This is a genomic window from Lacinutrix jangbogonensis, from assembly GCF_000797445.1.
Taxonomy (GTDB): Bacteria; Bacteroidota; Bacteroidia; order Flavobacteriales; family Flavobacteriaceae; genus Lacinutrix; species Lacinutrix jangbogonensis.
Map to the genome: position 1 here is coordinate 86,142 of NZ_JSWF01000019.1, position 22,515 is coordinate 108,656.

The 22,515-nt window shown below is 30.2% G+C and carries 20 protein-coding genes; 14 read left to right on the forward strand and 6 right to left on the reverse strand.

Going from position 1 to position 22,515, the window contains the following annotated elements; all coding sequences use genetic code 11:
- Positions 1–93: 93 nt before the first annotated feature.
- The 7 genes from RH82_RS04400 to RH82_RS04430 all read left to right on the forward strand — a co-directional run bounded on the left by RH82_RS04400 (position 94) and on the right by RH82_RS04430 (position 5,214).
- The gene (locus tag RH82_RS04400; RefSeq protein WP_034058428.1) at positions 94–288 is read left to right on the forward strand and encodes a hypothetical protein; all 195 of its coding nucleotides are present in this window, start codon (positions 94–96) and stop codon (positions 286–288) included.
- A gap of 16 nt (positions 289–304) precedes the next feature.
- Positions 305–628 (forward strand): hypothetical protein, encoded by a 324-nt coding sequence (locus RH82_RS04405; RefSeq protein ID WP_034058430.1) that lies wholly within the window; start codon positions 305–307, stop codon positions 626–628.
- Positions 629–814: 186 nt separating this feature from the next.
- On the forward strand, positions 815–958 hold the full coding sequence (locus tag RH82_RS18660) for a hypothetical protein (RefSeq protein WP_206420409.1): 144 nt from the start codon (positions 815–817) through the stop codon (positions 956–958).
- A 771-nt stretch (positions 959–1,729) separates the two neighbouring features.
- A complete protein-coding gene (locus RH82_RS04415) occupies positions 1,730–2,086 on the forward strand; it encodes a type II toxin-antitoxin system HigB family toxin (RefSeq protein WP_034058431.1) in 357 nt (118 codons plus the stop codon).
- Between the two features lie 12 nt (positions 2,087–2,098).
- Positions 2,099–2,605 carry a helix-turn-helix domain-containing protein gene (locus RH82_RS04420; RefSeq protein ID WP_052158208.1) on the forward strand — a complete coding sequence of 169 codons (507 nt, stop codon included), beginning with the start codon at positions 2,099–2,101 and terminating at the stop codon, positions 2,603–2,605.
- Positions 2,606–2,607: 2 nt separating this feature from the next.
- Positions 2,608–4,284: a KGGVGR-motif variant AAA ATPase gene (locus RH82_RS17680; protein ID WP_052158209.1), complete on the forward strand. Its 1,677-nt coding sequence runs from the start codon at positions 2,608–2,610 to the stop codon at positions 4,282–4,284.
- A gap of 504 nt (positions 4,285–4,788) precedes the next feature.
- Positions 4,789–5,214 (forward strand): hypothetical protein, encoded by a 426-nt coding sequence (locus tag RH82_RS04430; protein WP_156112412.1) that lies wholly within the window; start codon positions 4,789–4,791, stop codon positions 5,212–5,214.
- 105 nt (positions 5,215–5,319) lie between these two features.
- Here RH82_RS04430 and RH82_RS18990 read toward each other — a convergent pair whose 3' ends face one another.
- Positions 5,320–5,448: a hypothetical protein gene (locus RH82_RS18990; protein WP_262494842.1), complete on the reverse strand. Its 129-nt coding sequence runs from the start codon at positions 5,446–5,448 to the stop codon at positions 5,320–5,322.
- A 1,046-nt stretch (positions 5,449–6,494) separates the two neighbouring features.
- On the opposite strand from RH82_RS18990, the gene RH82_RS04435 reads away from it, so the two are divergent.
- Complete coding sequence (locus tag RH82_RS04435; protein WP_034058436.1) at positions 6,495–6,860, forward strand: DUF2237 family protein; 366 nt, start codon at positions 6,495–6,497, stop codon at positions 6,858–6,860.
- Here RH82_RS04435 and RH82_RS04440 read toward each other — a convergent pair.
- A complete protein-coding gene (locus RH82_RS04440; RefSeq protein WP_034058438.1) occupies positions 6,857–8,095 on the reverse strand; it encodes a protoporphyrinogen/coproporphyrinogen oxidase in 1,239 nt (412 codons plus the stop codon). The two genes, RH82_RS04435 and RH82_RS04440, sit on opposite strands and share 4 nt — an antisense overlap.
- A 354-nt stretch (positions 8,096–8,449) precedes the next feature.
- Here RH82_RS04440 and hpf point away from each other — a divergent pair, with 354 nt between their 5' ends.
- The gene (hpf, locus tag RH82_RS04445) at positions 8,450–8,752 is read left to right on the forward strand and encodes a ribosome hibernation-promoting factor, HPF/YfiA family (RefSeq protein WP_034058439.1); all 303 of its coding nucleotides are present in this window, start codon (positions 8,450–8,452) and stop codon (positions 8,750–8,752) included.
- A gap of 308 nt (positions 8,753–9,060) precedes the next feature.
- Here the strand turns inward: hpf and RH82_RS04450 are convergent, their stop codons facing one another.
- The 3 genes from RH82_RS04450 to RH82_RS04460 all read right to left on the reverse strand — a co-directional run bounded on the left by RH82_RS04450 (position 9,061) and on the right by RH82_RS04460 (position 13,134).
- Positions 9,061–10,302 (reverse strand): class I SAM-dependent rRNA methyltransferase, encoded by a 1,242-nt coding sequence (locus RH82_RS04450; protein WP_316930896.1) that lies wholly within the window; start codon positions 10,300–10,302, stop codon positions 9,061–9,063.
- A gap of 2 nt (positions 10,303–10,304) precedes the next feature.
- Positions 10,305–11,423, reverse strand: coding sequence for a DEAD/DEAH box helicase (locus tag RH82_RS04455; protein ID WP_034058441.1), 1,119 nt, complete (start codon positions 11,421–11,423; stop codon positions 10,305–10,307).
- A gap of 157 nt (positions 11,424–11,580) precedes the next feature.
- The gene (locus RH82_RS04460; protein ID WP_034058443.1) at positions 11,581–13,134 is read right to left on the reverse strand and encodes a DEAD/DEAH box helicase; all 1,554 of its coding nucleotides are present in this window, start codon (positions 13,132–13,134) and stop codon (positions 11,581–11,583) included.
- A 102-nt stretch (positions 13,135–13,236) separates the two neighbouring features.
- On the opposite strand from RH82_RS04460, the gene RH82_RS04465 reads away from it, so the two are divergent.
- A complete protein-coding gene (locus tag RH82_RS04465) occupies positions 13,237–14,049 on the forward strand; it encodes a DUF1853 family protein (protein ID WP_034058446.1) in 813 nt (270 codons plus the stop codon).
- An 88-nt stretch (positions 14,050–14,137) separates the two neighbouring features.
- On the opposite strand, the gene RH82_RS17685 is transcribed toward RH82_RS04465, so the two are convergent.
- The gene (locus RH82_RS17685; RefSeq protein ID WP_052158210.1) at positions 14,138–16,741 is read right to left on the reverse strand and encodes a hybrid sensor histidine kinase/response regulator; all 2,604 of its coding nucleotides are present in this window, start codon (positions 16,739–16,741) and stop codon (positions 14,138–14,140) included.
- A 302-nt stretch (positions 16,742–17,043) separates the two neighbouring features.
- On the opposite strand from RH82_RS17685, the gene RH82_RS04475 reads away from it, so the two are divergent.
- The 4 genes from RH82_RS04475 (at position 17,044) to RH82_RS04490 (ending at position 22,493) form a co-directional block, all read left to right on the forward strand.
- Entirely contained in the window at positions 17,044–17,592 is a 549-nt protein-coding gene (locus RH82_RS04475) for a hypothetical protein (protein ID WP_034058447.1), read from the forward strand.
- A gap of 569 nt (positions 17,593–18,161) precedes the next feature.
- Positions 18,162–20,468: a type IA DNA topoisomerase gene (locus tag RH82_RS04480; protein WP_034058450.1), complete on the forward strand. Its 2,307-nt coding sequence runs from the start codon at positions 18,162–18,164 to the stop codon at positions 20,466–20,468.
- A gap of 141 nt (positions 20,469–20,609) precedes the next feature.
- A complete protein-coding gene (locus tag RH82_RS04485) occupies positions 20,610–21,173 on the forward strand; it encodes a pseudouridine synthase (protein ID WP_034058452.1) in 564 nt (187 codons plus the stop codon).
- A gap of 75 nt (positions 21,174–21,248) precedes the next feature.
- Entirely contained in the window at positions 21,249–22,493 is a 1,245-nt protein-coding gene (locus RH82_RS04490) for a mechanosensitive ion channel family protein (RefSeq protein ID WP_034058453.1), read from the forward strand.
- The last annotated feature ends 22 nt before the right edge of the window (positions 22,494–22,515 follow it).

Sequence of the window (22,515 nt, forward strand, 5' to 3'; positions counted from 1 at the left end):
AAGAAAAACGGTTCTCTATGCTTTGAACAAAATTGTATACGTTGTTGGCATTCATTACGAAACCTGAACAAATCAACTAACTTAGAATTAAAGATGAGATTTATATTTATACTCTTTTTACTAATAACAATCTCTTGTACAAACAAGAACAAATCAAAACAAACCGAAACAAGTATTGATAGTACTGAAAATTTTATTGCAGTTTTAGACACTATTTGGGAAACAGAACAAACACCAATAAGATTAAGAGATTCATTAATGAGAATCTACGGAGCAGAATCAAAATGAAAGTGGGAGAGAAGCAGTGGACTTTAATAACAAGACTAATAATAGCAAACAGTATCAATTATTCTTTAAATCTATTGATTTCGATAAAGAAAGAAATATCAAAATTCCAAAACAAGATTTAGGCGAACTAAAAGAAAACCTTTTAATTGGTTTAGTTCTTTTAATTGAGAGCGAAGCGAAAGTTTTATATCTAATTCCATCAACAGTCTTTTTAAACCCAAATACTATATTTATTAGTAATGACGTAATGTTAGCGCATTTATCTAATTGGGAAATTAGTGTATTTACAAATGCAATACCAGAATTGAGCAAGTATGCTTTAGAAAATGTAAAGCTTTAGTTATGAAAAGTATATTATTTGTTTGTTCCGCTAATAAAGACCGTTCAAAGACTGCTGACGATTATTTTAGTAAACATTATCCTGATTTATCTTTTGATTCTGCTGGAACTAATAAGAAACGTGTAATAAGCTTGGAACAAACTATATAAGCGAAGAACAATTGGATTTAGCATCAACGTGTTTGTTATGGAAAACAAGCATTTAAAAGCTATTAAAGCCCTTTTTGGTAATAAGTATTATAATAAAGTAACTGTCCTAAATATTAATGACATCTATAAATATGGTTCTAAAGAATTGATTGAAATTCTAAAGACTAAAATTATTATGTAAAATAGAATTTCTAATGAAAACAGAAATAAAACATTAAAAGGAGTTCTAAATAGAACAAGTGCTTAGAATTTTTATTTTCAAAAATTTAAGTTCTTGTGGCAATTCACGAGAATCTCGTAGAAAAAAATATCACCTATAAACATCAAGCTACGAGAATTATGATAACATCTAAAAACTAGCTTTTTTTTGGCGCTGGCAATGCGGTTGGAAATTGTGTTTAAAATAAATGCCATAGCATTTAAATTTTAAAAAGCAATCGAGCGCAATTGCAGTGGCAATTTTACATAACGACTAATTATAGTACAAATTCGCTAGTTCTGAAGCTTCTTTAGAATCGCGAATTTGAAAAAACTTGAACAATTGTACAGAATATTAAAATTACGCAAAAGATTAAATTGTAACAATAAGTAAAATGATAATGTTAAAACACCCAAGTTCTATAGCTACTTATGAAAACAAAAACACTTTGGGATATTTTACATAATATTTAATTATAGCTATCACAATTAATGAAATGAATTTGTACTATAATGTTCTGCGTTATGTAACTTTGCTTTGGTAAAAGCGAAGTTAAATTTCTACATTTTCTTTATTTTTTTCTTCTAAATTGTTTTTATACGATGTTAATGGAACACTCTTTTTACGAAACGACGATAGGAGAGTAGTGGAATGTGTGTGGAATGGATATATGTGTTAAGTTTTTTGTTAATTATTTAATATAAGTTCTCGTTTTGAGAACTTATTGTATATTTGTCAAAACCATGAGAGCGAATGATTCATATTATTTCCGTTAGACACTTGGCGGAATTTTTAAAAGGAAACCCTCAGTATAAAAAAGCAATTGAAGCATGGGCTACAATCGTAAAACAATGTGACTGGACTAAACCTCTTGATATAGTTGAAGAATTTGGAACTAAAGCTATCGATATTCTTCCAAATTTTAAAGGTGAATCATGTGAAAGAGTAGTTTTTGATATAAGAGGTAATAATTTAAGAATAATAGCAAAATATCGATTTCATCCAAAACTAAAAAAAACAAGACTATATCTCTGTTGGATAGGAACTCATAAAGACTATGACAAAATATGCCTAACTAATAAACAATATACAATAAACAATTTCTTATAAAACCAGTTGACCATGGCTATCAAATTAATAAAATCAGAAAAAGAATATCAAGAAGCAATCTTACAGTTGGAAAAAACTGGAGATAATCCTGATTTTGAAAATGATGAAAATTTAATAGATGAATTTGAATTATTAGAAAAACTTATCACAGATTATGAAACTGAAAATTACCAATTAGACAAAGGAGATCCAATTGAAATAATTAAATTAAAAATGAATTATATGGATTTAATACAAAAAGATCTAATTGATATTATTGGAAGTAAAGGTGTTGTTTCAGAAGTATTAAATAAAAAGAGAGGATTATCAAAAGTAATGATTCGAAATCTATCAAAATTTTTAGGTATAAATCAAGATATTCTAAACACACATTATGAGTTGTTAAAAGAAGAAAAGGTTATAATAAAAAAAACTGAATTATATCAATTTGATTTTAATGATGCTATTACACAATGTATTGATTTATACTCAAATAGAGTAAGAAATAATGGTATGGTATTAAATGTACAATTAAGTTAAAGATGAAAACAATAACATTTTATTCTTATAAAGGTGGAGTTGGTAGAACACTTGCTTTGTCTAATATAGCTAAAAGACTTTCTGAATTTGGTAAAAAAGTTTGTTTGTTAGATTTCGATTTAGAAGCTCCTGGATTACATCATAAATTCAGAAAAAGTATTCAAAACCCAATTATTAAAAAAGGGATTGTTGATTATATATATGAATTTTCGGAATTTAATTCTCGTCCAGAAACTTTATTGGATTATGTTACTAAAGTTAAATTTCAAAATATAAATTTACAAGACATAGACTTAATTGCAGCAGGAAATACTGAATCAAAAGAATATTGGAGAAAACTTTCATCAATTAAATGGAACGAGCTTTTTTATGAGGAAAACAGTCAGGGAATTGCTTTATTTATTGATTTGAAAGAAAGAATAAAAAAAGAGCTTAATCCGGATTTTCTTTTAATTGATTCTAGAACAGGAATAACCGATATCTCTGGCATAACAATGTCTGTACTAGCTGATGAAGTGGTATTGATGGCTGCTAACAATAAAGAAAATTTAGAAGGAACAAAACAGATAATTAATACATTAACAATTCCAGAAAACACCTTTATTCAAGGTATTCCAAAATTAAATGTCGTTTTATCAAGAGTTCCATATTCTTCGGAACCAAAAGAAAAATTCAGAGTACAGAATGCTAAAAACCATGCTTTTAGAGAGATAAACAATTACTTAAAGATTAATAAAAATAGTAATTTTAAACTTGAAAAAATATTTTTAATCCATTCAGACCCAGAATTGGAGCTTGAAGAGAAGTTTAAGATAGGTTACGAGCATGATAAGCAAAATTTGGACAGTAATAAACCTCCGATTGCAATAGATTATCTAGAATTATTTCAAGAGTTGACTAGAGATGTATTGTCTGAAACGGAAAGAGAAAAGTTTAGTACATTAAGAAAAACAAAAGTTCTAATCGAACAAGCTAGAGTTACCTCAAATAAATCGACAAAGATTAAATTACTTAAAAATGCAATTGAATTAAACCCTAAGTCTAATCAGGCTTATTTTGATTTAGCCAATGTTTATTTTGACAATGGAGATTATCAAAAATGCCTTTCTACTATTAAGAAAGCTTTAAAAATAAACCCAAGCAATTTGGATTATTTATATTTAAAAGGTTTAACCTACAAAAATATTGACCAACTTGATGAAGCAGAGATTATATTTTTAGATATTTTGAAAAAGAATAAGAAACATTTAGGTTCTTTAATTCAAATGGGATTAATTTATCATAATAATGATAAATTAGGTGTCGCTTTGAAATATGAGAAAGATTTAATTAAATTTCATCCTGATTATGATAATGGATATAACTCTATTTCAGATTCATATAGAAAAATGGGGAAATATGATATAGCTCTTGATTATATTTACAAAGCTCTTGAAATAAACCCTCAAAGTTTCTCATCTACTACTACTTTAGCTGAAATACATGTACATTTAGGAAATAAACGAGAGTTTTATAAGAATTTAGAACTTGCATTTACTTTTGGGTTAAATAGTGAAGTGTTTCAAGAAGTTATTGATGATGATGAAGAATGCATTTATGCAGAGTTTTATAAAGATAAAAAGTTTTTAGAAATTTTGGATAAGTATAATATTAAAATTGATTTTCCAGAGAAAGAATAATTCTCAATAGTATTCGCGAATTTGACCTCATAGAATTTTGGTAAAACAATAGGTGAGTGGAGCGTACATATTTTAGGGGTTTAGCAATAAAGCCTCTTAAAAGTTGAGAATATAAAATAACTTCAAAGCAATTTTAATCAGTTCAGAACTTTCCTAAAATATAGCGTAACGAGCCGTAATTGTTTCCAAAACTATGTGAAGTCTTGATTTTTTTGTTTCTTTTTTTATCAAGAAAAAAAGATAAGCGTTTTTCTACTTATCTTTTAATCCTTGATTTTCAATTACTTAGTTTAGTATTGAAATAATTTTTAATATGATTAAAATTAATTCTAGTATAGATTTAATTAAATCAACCGTTTTTTTTGAGTTATCTAATTTAGTATTATCCAATTGTTTGATAATTTAGATTATTAGGCTGGTACATCTGTTACGATGTCAAAAATTACCACTAAGGTTTTATTACAATTAAAAGGTTCCAAACATAAAACCTTATATTGTCAACTTATGAAACTAGTTAATAGAAATACTTTAGAATTTATGAAATCAGAGCTTTTAAAAGCTCAAATTAAAGTTTCAGACAATAAAAGCGGGAGTGAAGGCGAAGACTTTATTATAGAGTCTTTAAAAGGTAATACTTATCAATTATTTTTTAAATCAATTGATTTTGATACAGAAAGAAGTATTAAAATTTTAAAACAAGATTTAGGCGAATTAAATAATAAACTTTTAATTGGTTTAATTCTTTTAATTGAGATCAAAGTGAAAGTTTTATATCTAATTCCATCAACAGTATTTTTAAACCCTAATACTATATTTATAAGTAATGACGTAATGTTAGCGCATTTATCTAATTGGGAAATAAGCGTATTTACAAATGCAATTCCAGAGTTAAGTAAATATGCTTTAGAGAATATTATTGACAATCTTTAATTGTTAGTTCTAAACATTATGTAAAATAGAGCATCAGAAAAATTAATTTAAATAAAAACACCACTCTTTAAAAGAATGGTGTTTTTATCTAAAATTAGATATCTATTACTCTTTATTAATTAATTCGAGGATAGATTTTGTTGCTTGTAAAACTTCGTTAAGTACTTCTAGAATTGCTTTCACAATTTTCAACGTACCTAAAAGCAATACAATAATTGAAATTATTGTGCTCATATTGTGTTTAGGTCGTCGCTAGTTATACTTTTTACTAAAGCTTGCTTTTCAAGCTATAATATAATATAGTAAAAATAATCAAGAAAATAAAATATAATAGATAAAATAGAACAAGTGTATAGATTATTTAAAATCGATTATCCAGTGGATGATTGGTTTTAAATACATTCCTTTAAATAATTATACTCTTGTGGCAATTCACGAGAATCTCGTAGAAAAAAATATCACCTATAAACATCAAGCTACGAGAATTATGATAACATCTAAAAACTAGCTTTTTTTTGGCGCTGGCAATGCGGTTGGAAATTGTGTTTTTAAAAATTTAATGCGATAGCATAAATTATTTAAAAAAAGCAATCGAGCGCAAAGGCAGCGGCAATTTTACATAACGACTAATTATAGTACAAATTCGCTAGTTATGATGTTTGTTGAGAATCGCGAATTTGAAAAATGTTGAACCATTGTACAGAATATTAAAATTACAGAAAAGGTTAAATTGTAACAATAAGTAAAATAATAATGTTAAAACACCCAAGTTCTATTGCTACTTATGAAAACAAAAACACTTTGGGATATTTTACATAATATTTAATTATAGATACCAAATTATATAACATGTAATTTGTACTATAATTAATATTATGTAAAATAGAATATTTTAAATCACCACTACTTAATGTAAATTATAAAACAATGTATTCAATTCTATTAAGCATTGGTTTAACAATTCCATAGTAGCTTCTAACATATCATTGCATGACAATAGAAAAATAAATTACAAATAACACTAGCGTTCGATTACCAATTACTTTTCTCGTTCTTCCAAAGATTTCCCTTAGGTTTTTTCGGATATCTCGTATAAGCCTTTGTATTCATAACTTTTTTTTGCATTTTATAAATCGTAAATCTAATAAAATATAGATTGCGTTGCTCTACATCTATTTATAATGTTTTACTAATAATGCCCTTCATTTAATACGGATCAAGTATTATAATAATCGCGATTACCACTATCTTTACGAGATAAATTAAAATGGAATAAATTAATGTCAAAAGCCACACTAAACGTTCTAGGCGAACCTCTAGAAAATTGTTCTTGTAATCCTATGACTGGTTATTTACGAGATGGATTTTGTAATACAACTCCCGACGATTTTGGTACTCATGTTGTTTGTGCTGTTGTAACTGAAGCATTTTTAAACTATTCTTTATCTAAAGGAAATAATTTGATAACTGCAATACCACAATGGAATTTTCCAGGCCTTAAACCTGGTGATAAATGGTGTTTATGTGTTTCACGGTGGAAAGAAGCCGAAAAAGCAAATGTAGCTCCTCCAATAGATTTAAACGCCACGCATGCCATTGCTTTAGACTATGTATCATTAGCACTTTTAAAAGAATATGCCGTTTAGTTAAACTTAGATACTATCTGTTTTACAACGTCTTCTCCACTCGTCATTGCCGCGTTTAACGATCCATTTAAAGTGTGATCTCCTGCTAAATAAATAGTTTCAGAATGTTTTAAAGCTTTGCCATCTGTTGCATATTTAACCGACTTTAAATTCGGTAACGCACGTTTAATTTGATAGCGTTTTATAAATTGTTTCGTTTTAATGCTGCAAATGGTATCAAGCTCTAGTGTTACTTTTTTTATGAGTTCTTTTTCGGTTAAATCATGACTTTTAACAATAGTAACCGATAACACAGCGTCTTTATTTGTGTTATTATTTTTTATACTTGTTGTAAAAAAGATGTTGTTAATTATACTACTAGCGTCTGCTAGTAAACCAATAATAGGTTTCTTTAGTGTATCATTTTCAACAGTGAAATATAAAGTGTCACAAGATTTCCAGTCTATTGTAGTATTAGTATGCAATAGTTTAGCGCTTTCGGTAGCAATTACGGTAATATCGCTTTCAATGACAGTACCATCGTTTAGTATAATGCGTTTCTCCTCTACCTTATTTACTGGCGAATTGAATAAGAAAGTCGTGTTTTTTAATTTTGCTTTTAGCTGATTTGGTATCGCTTGAATACCGTCTTTTGGAATAACAGCTAAACCTTCGCCAAACATTTTATAGATAAACTCAAATAGTTTACTTGGTGTCTGCAGTTCTGTTTCTAAAAAGATACCAGCAAAAAAGGGTCTAAAAAAATGATTTATAATAGTATCAGAGAATCCTTTGGTTTTTAAATATTCTAAAGTTGTAGTGTTATTCTTGTCATTAAAAATAGCATCAATAGTTTTTTTCTTTAGGGCTAAATTCAATTTATAAATGGATAATTTATCTTTTATAGAACCAACATTAGAGGTTAAAGTTGGTAATAACAATGCTAGATTACGCAAGGGATCACCAATAGTTTGTTGCTTTCCATTACTATAAATAACAGCACCAGGCACTAACTCTTGTAAGTCTAAATCAGTATAATCTAAATGCTTAATAGCCTTTGGGTAAGACTCCAATAATACTTGAAAACCACGATCTAGCACATAACCATTAATAGTTTCTGTTTTTACGCGTCCACCAACAGAAGCACTAGCTTCAATAATAGTTGGACTAAAGCCAGCTTTCTCTAGTTCTAAAGCAGTAATTAAACCGCTTATTCCAGCGCCAATTATGTATATGTTTTTAGAATTTTTACTCATTTCTAATTCAGTATTAATCGTTTAAGAAGCTGAAACAAAATTACAATTTTAAGATCTAAAAAATTTGAATTAATACGCAATTATTAATAGCAGTGAATTTAATTTTTCAAATGACCTAGTGATCTAATTATTTTTTATTTTTAAATACGTTAAAATAGGAATGACTATAGATATCGAAAACCAGTTTATTATCCATTGATAGTTAGATTATTATCAGGTTTTATATATGAAACAGATATAATAACACAAAGAAATTATTTTTTAGATTTGGAATTAAATTTATAATTTTAGGTTAAAATTATTCTATTTATTACAGTTTTTTGTATCTTTAAGTACAACTTAAAACATTAATATATGACAGTGAACTATGAATACGATGGCGTAACAGCAAGTCAAGAATTGGAAACTTACGTTAAAGGAAAACTAGATAAATTATTTAATAAATACGAATTTATAGTGCGTGCAGACGTTTTTTTAAAAACAGAAAACACTGCAACTAGAAATTCAAAAATGAAAACCTCAATTAGACTTAGTGCTCCTGGACCTAGATTGTTTGCCGAAACAACAAGCGATTCTTTCCATAAAAGCGCAGCTGAAGTCATTACTGCACTAGAAAGACAATTAGAAAAACGAAAAAGCACAATGCAAACACACTAATTAAGATAAATAAAAAACATTGAATTAAAGCTGCTCTACCGAGTGGCTTTTTTCTTGTTCGTAATTGTCTAATGGAATAATAGTCATGACGAGCTTTTTCATTAAAAAAAAGCGTGGTAATCTGTTCAATTTTATCTCAATTCAGGAAAGTTCCTCCTTCACACAATGTCGCTAGAGTTTAGCCTCTTTCTTTAAACTGAAGGACGATGAGATTTATTAAAGAAAAATTGGGATGATTTACGTTAATCGCGAAGCTCCTTTTTATAAGTTTGAGTACAACTGAACAGCGCAAACTGAATATTGCCTACTTACTTATTACCATCAAAGCGATAATAACCACATTTTAAATACGCGCCTTCAGGAAAACCAATAGGGTGATCGCTATCATGATACGTTTTTAAGATACATTCTGACGTTCGACTACTTTCATTTAAAACCTGAGTATTAATATCGAAAAAGGTGTCCGCTAAAACACGCGAAGAGCACGAAGCTAAAACCAGTAAACCTTTTTTAGCAGTAAGTTTTACTCCTAATTGGGCTAATTGCGCATATTTCTTTTTTGCTAATTCTATTTCACTTTGTTGTTTTGCAAAACTTGGTGGATCGATAACCACAACATCAAAGGTTTGTTTGTCTTTAATCATCTGCTTCATAACAACAAATGCATCATCTGCAATCGTTTTATGTGTTCCAGAATAGGGATTCAACTTTCCATTTAAAACGGCTATTTGCAAGGCCTGTTTGCTAATATCTAAACTGGTAACCTCTTTTGCGCCGTTTGCAAGCGCATGAACCGAAAATCCGCCAGCATAACTAAAGACATCTAATACTGTTTTTCCTTTACTCCACGCGCCTACTTGTTTTCTATTGGCTCTGTGATCTAGAAAATATCCAGTTTTATGACCTTTAATAACATTTGCCGAAAAGTTAACGTCATGTTCTACAAACTCAACAACTTCAGTCTTAAGAATGCCATAAACAACTTCTCCATTCTGTAGCTTATGAAGTTTTGACTGTTCTAAACTTCTACTCAGTCTAATAACTATAGTTTCAGCATTAGAAACCGTCTGTAAGCTTTCTAAAATAGATTCTAAATATGGAATCCAGATTTCAGAATATATTTTTACCACTAATACATGCGCATACACATCTGCAATGAGTCCAGGAAAACCATCGTTTTCACCAAATAAAAGGCGGTAACTATTCGTGTTTGTTTGCAGTAAAGTTTCGCGTTTAGCAAAAGCTACTTCAATTTTAGTGTTAAAGAATTCAGCATTTATAGTTGCAGCAGTATTTCCGCTATGTAGCATTTTTATACGAATAGGAGAATTTCCATCATATAAACCAAGACCAATAACTTTGTTTTTATTTTTTCCGAAGATAATTGCTAAATCACCACTTTTAGCCGCCTCATTAATTTTAGTAATATTATCACTAAACAACCAGGGATGCCCTTGTAAAACAAACTGTTCTCCCTTAGCGTTTAACTTGGTTGCTAAGCGTTTAGGCGTGTAATTTGAAGTGATACTTTCAGTAAACTGAGACATCATAATTATAGCGTAAGTTCCTTGATTTTAATACCCAAAGCCTTTTCTACATCAGCCACTTTTTGAAGCTCACTTGGTAGTACTAAAGCAATAGATTGTCCTTTTTTACCCGCTCTAGCAGTTCGGCCACTTCTGTGTGTGTAATATTCTATGTGCTCTGGCAATTGGTGGTGTATAATAAAAGCTAAATTATTAACGTCTATACCACGAGCAGAAACATCTGTAGAGATTAATATCTGTAGATTAGTATTCTTAAAAGCACGCATTACTTTGTCGCGTTCTTTCTGTGTCATGTCACCTTCTAGGGCATCTACATTAAAGTTTTCCTTTTGTAACTGCTGCTTTAAAGCTTGTGTTCCTGCTTTTGTTCTACAGAAAATAATACCACGTTCCTCTTCTCTATCTTCTAATAAACGCATAACCGTATGTGCTTTATCTACAATAGATGATTTAACAAAATGATGCGAAATATTAGCATTTACAATACTCTCTCTGTCAATTTCTACGCGAGCAGCATCTTTAGAAATATAGCGAGATACAATGTTTTTAAGATCGTCTGGCATCGTTGCAGAAAACAACCACGTATTACGAGCGCTTTTAGTAGTAGCATCCAAAATAAGATTTAAATCTTTTTTAAAACCCATACTTAGCATCTCATCTGCTTCGTCTAAAATTAAAGTATTAATATGTGTTAAATCAATGATTTTTTTATCTAATAAATCAACTAAACGACCGGGAGTTGCAACTATAATGTGTGTTGGGCGCTTTAAATTACGAATTTGAATGTCAATTTTTTCACCGCCATAAACACCTTCAACAAATATCTTTTTGGTATTGTATTTCGTGAACTTAAAGAGTTGCTTTTTAATTTGCTGCACTAACTCACGTGTTGGAGCTATAATAAGTCCTTGAACTGCGTTTTTACTAGCATCTACTTTATGTAAAGCTGGTAGGCCATAAGCAGCAGTTTTTCCAGTTCCTGTTTGCGCTAAGCCTACAAAGTCTGTTTTAGATTTTATTAATACAGGAATCGCTTGTTCTTGAATATCAGTTGGTGTTTTAATCCCTAATTCCTTAAGCGACTTTATATAATCGTTATGTAATCCTAAGTCTTTGAAAGTCATATTAGTCTCTAGTTTATAGTCGTTAGACTTTAGTTTGTTATGCGCTTGAGTAAGCTAATGCATACTTAAGACTGTTCACGGCCTACTTTATTTTTTTAACTGAATCACATTCGAGTAAGCAACTCCTACTGAAGACTGAATACTGCCAAATTTATTACTATTCCTCAGGTGGAAATCCATTAATTTCCTCGAAAACTTCATCAAAATTAGTACGTAAATAGGCGTTCAATTTCTTTTTATAATCGTCTTTTAACCATTCTACAAAGTTAAACGTACTTTTACTAATACACTTTGTATACCGTTGTATGCGATAATCTATGTCGTCTTTTAGCATCTTAGCCAAACCTAAAGCATCCCATAAATCTTCACTATTCTCAATACATATTTTTGCATGGTGAACAATAGAACGTTCTAATATTACTTTAGACGAATCTCCTTCTCTTACCGATTGAATATACATGGCCTTAATGTTGAAATAGACATCTTCAGATTTTGCAAACTCTGCACGAAGCTCGTCTGGCATTTCGTATCTAAAGTTTTCTTCTAAATCTTCATCACTTAAAATACCATCAAGGTAAAAGTTTGGAGATCTAAATATTTTGTGCCAATCTAAGTCACTTCCCCAAGGTCCAAAACGATGCAGGTTGTTTCCTAAATCTATAACAGTAAATTTATTCTTACTTTTTAAAATACGCGATCCACGACCAATCATTTGGTAATATAAAGTCAGTGATTTCGTGGCTCTATTTAATATAATACAATCTACTGTTGGCTCATCGAAACCAGTAGTTAAAATACTTACCGAAGTTAAGATGGCATCAGGTGTTTCTTTAAACCATTTTAAAATGGCTTTACGCTCTTTTTTAGTGTTATTATTATCTAAGTGAGCTACAGGGTATCCTGCGCGTCTAAAGGTGTCGTAAACATGTAAAGACGTGTTAATACCATTATTAAATATTAATGTTTTTCTGCCTTTACAACGCTCTTCGTAAGACTGAACAAGCTTGGTAAGCATGTCTGTATTTGTATATAAATCTTCAGAAGATTTTACAGTATAATCACCATTTGCTCCAACAATTAAAGAGGTTAAACCTACATTGTAAGAATACACTTCTGCACGTGCTAAAAACTCATTTTCAATTAAAGAATGTATCGTTTCACCAACTATTAACTCGTTGTAATTGTCCTTCATTGGAAGGTTTATATTACTACTTAAAGGTGTTGCCGTTACGCCTAAAATAAAAGATTTTTCAAAGAATTTAAATAATTTCGTAAATGAGTTGTAATGCGCTTCATCAATAATTATTAAACCAATATCACTAATATCAAGCTTATTATCAGTTAAACGGTTATTAAGCGTTTCTACCATGGCAACAAAGCAATTAAAATCACCTTGATCACTTAAATCTGCTTTAGAATCTACAATTTTATTGGTAACTCCAAATTCAGAAAGCATATTAGAGGTTTGCTTACAAAGCTCAATTCTATGTGTCATCACCAACACTTGCTTTTTGTGATGCTTTAAATATTGACGAACAATTTCGGAGAAAATAACCGTTTTCCCACCACCAGTTGGTAGTTGATAAAGTAAATGATAATCTTCTGGAGCATCTTCAAAACACGTAAAAATCTTATCAATTGCGCCTTTTTGGTAGCTATATAAACTCTTGCCTTCTTGTCTTTCTTCTAATTCTAAAGCTGTAACCTTCATTAACTTGTTTTCAAATTTGCGATGTGCAAAAATACAACGAATTAAAGGCTTTCTACGAATAATATTTAAAAATTTTTGAAATGATTACTTTCGCGTTTCAATATGAAAGATATCTCAGATAATTTACAAGCGCAATTTGGCGGATTCTACAATACACCACATCTATTTCTAGAGCCTGTTTTAGAAATGCAACCTCTATTAATTCCTAAGCAAAACACTCCTGTTTTTGACGGTTTAGGATTAGAAAGAATACGACTTGGACAACGTGTGGAACGTTTTGTTACGACTGAGCTCATTCAAAATGAGAACATTACCATTTTATGCGAAAATCCACAAATACAAACTGAAACTAATCAAACCCTTGGAGAATTGGACTGTTTATATTTAGATGGAGAACAGCCTGTACATTTAGAAATACAATTTAAATTTTACTTGTACGATGAATCGCTTGGCGAAACCGAAATTGACCATTGCATTGGACCAATGCGTCGTGATAGTTTAATCGAAAAACTTAAAAAGCTCAAAAAAAAGCAATTACCACTACTCTTTGCTAACGAAACGAAGCCTTTATTGGATGGTTTAAATTTAAAGGCTGACGACTGTATCCAAAAAATATATTTTAAAGGACAGATTTTTGTGCCTTACGGTAAGACTATTCAACTTAAAACATTAAACCCAGAATGTATTTATGGCTTTTATTTTAAGTATTCTGAATTGGCAAATTTTAAAGATTTCAAATTTTATAAACCAAAAAAAACAGATTGGTTATTAGATGTGACTCCAAATGTAAACTGGAAAACACATGATGAAATACTACCGGAACTCTCTATTTTTAGAGCTGAAGGCTATTCTCCAATGTTATGGTTAAAGAATGATAATGGTGAGATTACTAAATGTTTTATTGTGACTTTATGATTATAATTTTCTATAAAACAACAACGAATAATTAAGATTATTTACGTGTATAATCTTAATTTATGCAAAATAGAAAATGCAACTACTTTTATATTGTCATGGTTATTGGGATATAATTATCTATCTTTTTAAGTAAGCTTTCCTTTTTAATCGGTTTTGTTAGATAATCGTTAAAACCTAAACTGATAAGTTTTTCTTTATCATTGTTTAAAGCATGAGCTGTTTGTGCAATAATAATTAAATTTTTATCAAACTTTCTAATGGCAGTCACTGCTTCGTAACCATTTAATTCTGGCATATTAACATCCATTAACACAAGGTCTATGTCTTTGTGTAGTTTACATAATTCTATAGCTTCTTTACCGTTTCTAGCAATAAGAATCTCACGACTATAGTTTTTAACTAAAAGAGTTATCAATAATTCAGAAATCTTATCATCTTCAGCAATTAAAAACTTTAGTTTCCCTCTTTTATTATCCTCTCTATCTTTATAAATAATGACGTCTAAATTATTAATTTCTTTTGGTAGTACAGATAGGTTAGGAATTGTAAAAGAAGCTGTTATTCCTTTCTTTTTGTTGCTATTTACCCATATTTTTCCACCAAGCATATTAACATAAGCCTTAGAAATTGGTAAACCTAAACCAGCGCCTTGAACGGCCATTATATTTGCATTGCTTTCCCTTATAAACCGTTCAAAAACGGCTTTATGATTTTTGTTATCAATTCCAATACCTTGATCTTTAACAAAAAACGCTATAGATTCGTCTATTAAAGTATAACCAAATGATATTGTTCCTTCGTCACTATACTTTATCGCATTATTAACAAGATTAGTAAAAACAGCATAGACTTTCTCTTTGTCGGTATTTACTATAAGAGGATAGACTGCATCTTTTTTTATGAGCTTAATTTTAAGTTTCTTTTCCTTAGCTAATGGCTTAAAAAATGTTAGTATAAACTTTAAAAGACTGTTTATATCTGTAGGTGTTTTAGTAACAGACATCTGTCCAGATTCTATTTTTGAAATATCAATAATATCGTTTATTATACTAAGCATTCGTTTTCCACTCTGGTCAATAATTCTTAGATAATTTTGTTGTTCTTCAATGGATATTTCAGGTTCTTTTAAAAGATCAGAGAAACCAATAATACCGTTCATTGGTGTTCTAATTTCGTGGCTCATATTGGCTAAAAAAGCGGACTTTAAACGGTTGCTTTCTTCTGCTTTTTCTTTTGCTAAAACCAGGCTTTTAGCCATTTCACTTCGCTCTATAGCAATACCAGTAATATTGGCTAGAAACTCTATCTTTTTTATATCGTAAATACTAGGTTTACTGGGTTCAGACTTATAAATAGCAAATGTTCCTAAAACAATGCCCTTAGTACTTATAATAGGTTGCGACCAACAAGAATGTAAATTTGCTTTTAAAGTAATCGCTTTATAGGGTTCCCAAAAAGGATCTGTTTGTAGATTCTCAGATATAACCATAGCTCCTCTATGAGCAGAAGTACCACAGCTACCAATACCTTCTCCTATAGGAGTTCCTTCTACAATTTTATTTATATAATCTGGAAAACTAGGAGCGGCTCCTATTGTTAAACTTTTACTGTCCTCATTAACCAATAAAATACTACAAAAATGACCTTCATTTTCTCGTTCAACATTATTTACTATATATTCTAAAAGGTGATCTAATGGTGTGTTTTGGGTAATTTTATCTAGAATTTTTGTTCTTGAGATTTCTCGTTCTTTAAGCCATTGTTTTTCCGAAATGTCTCTAACTAAAGAATAAAAAAGCAAATCACCAGGAATGTTTTTTAATATCGTTATAGTAACTTCTGAGTAAATTAGTTTTCCATTCGATTTTTCATGAACATATTCAAAATTATGTACACCCTTAGAAAAAGCTAATGCAATCATTCTTTGCGCTTTCACTGAGGATAATTCGCCATCAGGCTGATATTTTGGAGAGATTAATTCTAAACCGGGACCAATTAATTGGTCTTGAATATCGTATCCAAAATAATCTAAAGCCGATTGATTTACATTTATAAAGTTGTTGTTTTTAACAATACAAATGGCATCATTAGATTTTTCAAAAACTTTTCTAAATCTCAACTCATTTTCCTCTGCCTTATCATTTGCCTTCTTTAATTCAGCTATTTGTAATTCCTGACCTTTCTCAAAAATATCTCTTTCTAGTAGTTGAGACACCTTCATTGCTACCGTTTTTAAGACTAACTTTATTGTGTTTATATGAGTTACATCAATTGGTTTAGAATCTAAAATCGCTATAAATCCAATTCTGTTTTGTGAAGAATCAAATAATGGAATTCCCAAATAACTGTCAGCATTCATATCGAACAGCATTTTATCCTTAGGAAAAAGAAGCTGTACACCTTCAGGGTACGCACAACAATCTTCTGAATAAATCACGTTTTGACAAGGTGTATTTTCTAAACCATATTCAACATTAGGAAGTATGCCTTTTTCTAGGTTGTAAAGCGCTTTTGTTCTGGTTTGCTTTGGATTTTCTTCTAAGTATTCATTAATTATAACATAATTAGATTGAAATAACTCACCAATAAAGATCACTATTTTTTCTAAAAAAACAGCACGATCTTGATGCTGTGTTTTTTTTGTAAAAAACTCTAATGTTTTTTCAATATAAGTCTCTTGAAACGCCATAAATAAATATTAACTTCAATTTTTATTTTACTAATTTATTAAAACTAGCTTTTAAATATATTAATTAATCAATTATTTTTTTAATTTTAAGTAAAAACTTATAAAAGATTAGTTAGAGGTAATTGAAAATAAAAATAATTTGGGAGTGAATAGTAACGTAAATAATAGGTCATTGCGAACTTTAAAGTATTATTTTTCTATTGAATTAAAAAGATAATATTGGAATATCTTGATCGCTAAAAGATCATTTTAGTTTGCAAAGATAAATTCGAATAGTATCTTCGTTATCGAAACAAACTATAATGAAACTCTTCTTTTTTACGCTAGTATTACTGCAACTCAATTTCAATACAAGTGCACTAGTTCCTTGCTTTGTTTCGGTACAAAATAGTAGTAGTCAACACATTCAAAACACATCAAATAATTTAGTATCTCAAGACGAAGTCTATGAAGACGACTTCGCTCCTATGCTATTGTTCCTTGTAATTTTCGCTCTTGTTTGTATTGGAGCTGGAATTGTATTGACTGCTCTAGTATTATTAATCATTTTTGTACTCATTGGTGCTGGAATACTTTCAGCATCTATTTTAGTAGGTTTAAATAATAAGTCTTTCTCAAAAGGGTTTAAAACCTTTTTGGTATCAACATCAGCAGTGGTTGGATTAACAGTTGGCCTTTCCTTTTTTTATGCAATTCATGAAACTATGAAAATTTGGACGCTAAGTACAGCATTAATTTCTGGTGGTCTTTCTGGAATTATAGCAGGAATAGGATTTGGTTTTTTTGCTTTTTATGTCATTCAAAAATTAACTTCTTTTTTTAAGGTTAAGTTAAATAAGGCACTAAATTAATGGTTTGACTTTGTGAAAAGTATCACTTAATTCCGTGGAATTTAGGATTTTTTATATGAGTCCCTTTATTTTTTGTCTACAAATTGATTAACAAGTCTAAAAAAAATTAACCTTTGGAAAGGAATTGAAAGCATGAAGTTTAAAATAAACGATGCTTTAAAATCATAAATACTATGTTTTAAAGTTAATGTTTAAAGCACCTATAATACTATCTAAGCGTTTTGAATAAAGGCATCTATCACACTTTAATATATTACATTGTTATTTTAATAATGTATTTATTCTTAATGACCTTTTTTGATAATGAGAACTATGAAATAGTTAAGTTCAAATTAGTTTTTTGGTTCATAACTATAATCATAGCATTAATTGTTGTGTTTATTAATGCTTTCGCTATTCTGTTGATAAAGAACAGGAAATGGAATGAAGGTTCATTAATTATTCATTCTATAGTTGTCTTTTTTTATATGATTAATTTTTATTGTTAATCGGTTAATAACTCTCTACAACTTCACACTAAACAAACGTTTGGATTTCCTATTTTGCATTCCTAATTTAAAGTATATATAGTGAAAGTCTGCATCGCCGAAAAACCATCTGTAGCAAGAGAAATTGCTGCTGTTCTTGGAGCCACTACTAAACGTGATGGCTACTACGAAGGCAATGGTTATGCTGTAACTTATACTTTTGGGCACCTTTGCACACTTAAAGAACCAAACGATTACAAGCCGTATTGGAAAAGTTGGGATTTAAACAATTTACCAATGCTTCCAGAGCGTTTTGAAACGAAAGTTTCTAAAGACGCTGGTATTAGAAAACAGTTTAAAATTGTAAAGAGTTTATTCGATAAAGCAGATGTTGTAATAAATTGTGGTGATGCAGGACAAGAAGGAGAACTCATACAACGCTGGGTTTTAAACCAAGCGAATTATAAAGGTAAGGTTGAAAGACTTTGGATCTCATCGCTTACAACAGAAGCTATTAAAGAAGGTTTTAAAAATCTAAAACCATCTGCAGATTATGATAATTTATATTACGCAGGTTTTTCTCGTGCCATTGGAGATTGGCTTTTAGGTATGAATGCAACACGCTTATATACCGTAAAACATGGTGGCTACAAACAAGTACTGTCTGTTGGTCGTGTGCAAACGCCTACTCTAGCTATGTTGGTCAATCGTTTTAAAGACATTGAAAACTTTAAACCACAACCGTATTGGGAATTACAAACCTTATACCGCGAAACTTTATTTAGTTTTGAAGAAGGTCGTTTTCTTAAAGTTGAAGATGGAGAGAAATTAGCAACCATTGTAAAAGAACATGATTTCGAAATTGTTTCTACTACAAAAAAAGCAGGAAATGAATATGCGCCAAGATTGTTTGATTTAACAGGGTTACAAGTCTACTGTAATACAAAATTTGGATTCTCTGCAGATGAAACTTTAAAGATCGTTCAAAAATTATACGAGCAAAAAGTAGTTACTTATCCAAGAGTAGATACTACTTTTTTACCAAACGATGTGTATCCAAAAATTCCTGGAATATTAAAGAATTTAACGAAGTATGCTGCTTTAACACAGCCACTGCAAGGACAAAAATTAAAGAAAACTAAAAAGGTATTCGATGATAGTAAAGTAACAGATCACCATGCTATTATTCCAACTGGACAGCAAATGAATTTGCAATACAATCAACAACAGGTTTACGATATTATTGTGCGTCGTTTTATTGCTGTGTTTTATCCAGATTGTAAAGTCTCGAATACCACTGTTATTGGTAAAGCCGAAAAAGTAAAGTTTAAAACTACAGGAAAAGAGATTTTAGAAAAAGGATGGCGTATTGTTTTTGAAACGCCTAACTCTTCATCTAAGGAAGCAGGAATGTTACCAACATTCGAGAAAGGCGAAAAAGGGCCACACCAACCTTCATTTTTAGAAAAACAAACCAAGCCACCAAACCAATTTACAGAAGCCACGCTCCTACGCGCTATGGAAACTGCAGGAAAACAGGTTGATGACGATGAGCTTCGTGAGATTATGAAAGAAAACGGTATTGGTCGCCCTTCTACACGAGCAAATATTATTGAAACTTTATTCCGAAGAAAATATATAAAAAGGAATAAAAAGCAGGTGATCCCAACGGTTACAGGAATTCTGTTAATTGACACCATTCAAAATGAATTACTAAAATCTGCCGAACTTACAGGGAAATGGGAAAAGCAGTTAAAAGACATTGAAAAAGGCATGTTTAGTGCCGGAAGTTTTATTAAGCAGATGAAACAAATGGTAGACCGTTTGGTTTATGAAGTTAGAAGTGAAACTAAGAAAGCTAATATTTCGGCAGTAAATAATAAACCAATTAATTCTAAAAAAAAGACAACTAAAAAAGTAACAAAAATTACTTCAGGAATTACCTCTGAGAAATGCCCGAAATGTAATAATGGTTCAATTCTAAAAGGCAAATCGGCTTATGGTTGTTCAGAATTTAAAAAGACTTGCGACTTTGTGATTCCATTTAAATTTGAAGGTAAAACTATTTCCGAAAAACAATATATAAGGCTATTTCAAAAAGGTTCGACAGTAAATTTAAAAGGATTTAATATTAATAACACTTCTGCTGAAGGACTGGTTAGATTCGATACGGATTTCAAACTAAAATTTGAACCAAAAAAAGGTAAAGTTGAAACACAGAGTGCTTCCAAAGACAATAGTTGCCCGAAATGTAATAAAGGAACCGTAATCAAAGGGAAAACAGCGTATGGTTGTAGTGAATATAAAGCAGGTTGCGACTTTAGGTTTAGTTATGATGCTGTTCGAGAAAAAGCTAACGGACAAACACTAACAAAGGATTTGGTTTTTAAAATATTAAGAGATAACTAATTTCTTTTGTCACTTCGAGTGATTCTGAAGTATCAGGAATAGTATCGAGAATCAGGTTAAATAAAAATATAAAATAATAGTTCTCGATACAATTTGTTAGTGCCTAACAAATCACTCGAACTGACAATAAGTAAAATATAATTGCACCAACATTTTAAAATATACAAACCTTACGGAATGCTAAGTCAATTTGCTAGTAATGCTAACAAGCAAAAACGCAAACGTTTTTTAGGGGAGTTAGGTCAATTTCCAGCAGGCACAATGCCTATAGGTAGACTAGACGAAAAAAGTGAAGGTTTACTATTACTAACTACAGATGGAAAATTGAGTAATCATATTAACTCAAGTGGTATTGAAAAAGAATACTACGCCTTAGTCGATGGAGATATTTCTGATGACAAAATATTAGAACTTCAAAAAGGTGTAGAAATAGGATTCGATGGTAAGAAATACCAAACTAAAGCATGCAAGGTTTATAAATTAAATGAAGTACCAAACTTCCCTGAGCGCTCAAAAAAAATTCGAGATATGCGTCATGGTCCAATCTCTTGGGTTTCTATTACACTTACCGAAGGCAAATTTAGACAAGTACGAAAAATGACATCTGCCGTTGGTTTTCCAACATTACGCTTAGTGAGAGTTAGGGTTGGAGATATCCTTTTGGAGAATTTACAAGTTGGAGATGTTAATTCGATTGCTATGTAAACTATCTTAAATAATTATTATTTAGTCTATAAATTGGTTTAATCGCTTTAGCTTTGCAAACAAACTATTTATAATATGAACCGAATTACACACTGGTTTTACAACTATTTTTTATCCATTGGAATCACTGAAATTGCTGCCAAATACCTAAACATGCTGGCACTACTATTAGTCGTGCTAATTGTTGTTTTTATTATAGATTTTATATTAAGGCGCGTCTTATTAAATGTGTTTAGTTCTTTTGCTGAACGCTCTAAGTCTAATTTTGATGATATACTTGTAAAAAATAAAGTTCCAAGAAATATAGCACATATTATTCCTCTTATTGTTGCACTTAAGGCAACTACAACTGTCTTTTTTGATTTTCCTGGTGCAGAAAACGCTGTAGAAAAAGCATTAAAAGTATTTAGTATAATGCTGGCATTATGGATTGCTAGAAGTGTACTTAACACTTTAAAAGATTTCTTTAAAACCATACCAAGACTAAATGACAAGCCAATAGATAGTTACATACAGGTTTTTATGATATTTGTTTGGGTAGCAGGATTCATTTTAGCCTTTGCTATTATAACAGATATGTCTGTATGGAAATTTATGACTGGTCTTGGTGCTATTTCTGCAGTTATCATTCTTGTATTTAAAGATACAATACTTGGTTTTGTAGCAAGTATTCAAGTTTCTATAAACGATATGGTTCGTATTGGTGATTGGATCACATTTGAGAAATATGGTGCAGATGGTGATGTTGTTGAAATAAATCTAGCAACTGTAAAAGTCCAGAATTTTGATAAAACGATTACTACCATTCCAACTTATGCTTTAATTTCCGATTCCTTCAAGAATTGGAGAGGCATGACTAATTCTGATGGGAGACGAATTAAAAGGGCGCTTTTAATAAAACAAAATAGTATCAAATACCTTACGCCAGATAAGGTAGAAGCGCTTCAAAATATTGGTTTAATTTCTGACTATTTACAAAGTCAACAAGAAAAAATAGTAGCTTCTAATTTTGAATACAACATAGATAAAACTAAACTCTTAAATGGCAGAAATCTTACCAACATTGGAGTTTTTAGAAAGTATATTGATGCTTATGTTAACCAGCACACGGGTATAAATAAAGATATGATGATAATGGTTAGACAATTACCTCCAACAACTCAAGGCTTGCCAATAGAAATTTATGCTTTTAGTGCAGATAAACGTTGGGAAAACTACGAGTACATTATGGCAGATATTTTTGATCATATTTTGGCTGCTGTGCCCTATTTTGAACTTGAAATTTTTGAATTCCCTAATTCTACTAATTTTAAAGTATAATTATTCTTTAAAATGTTTTCCT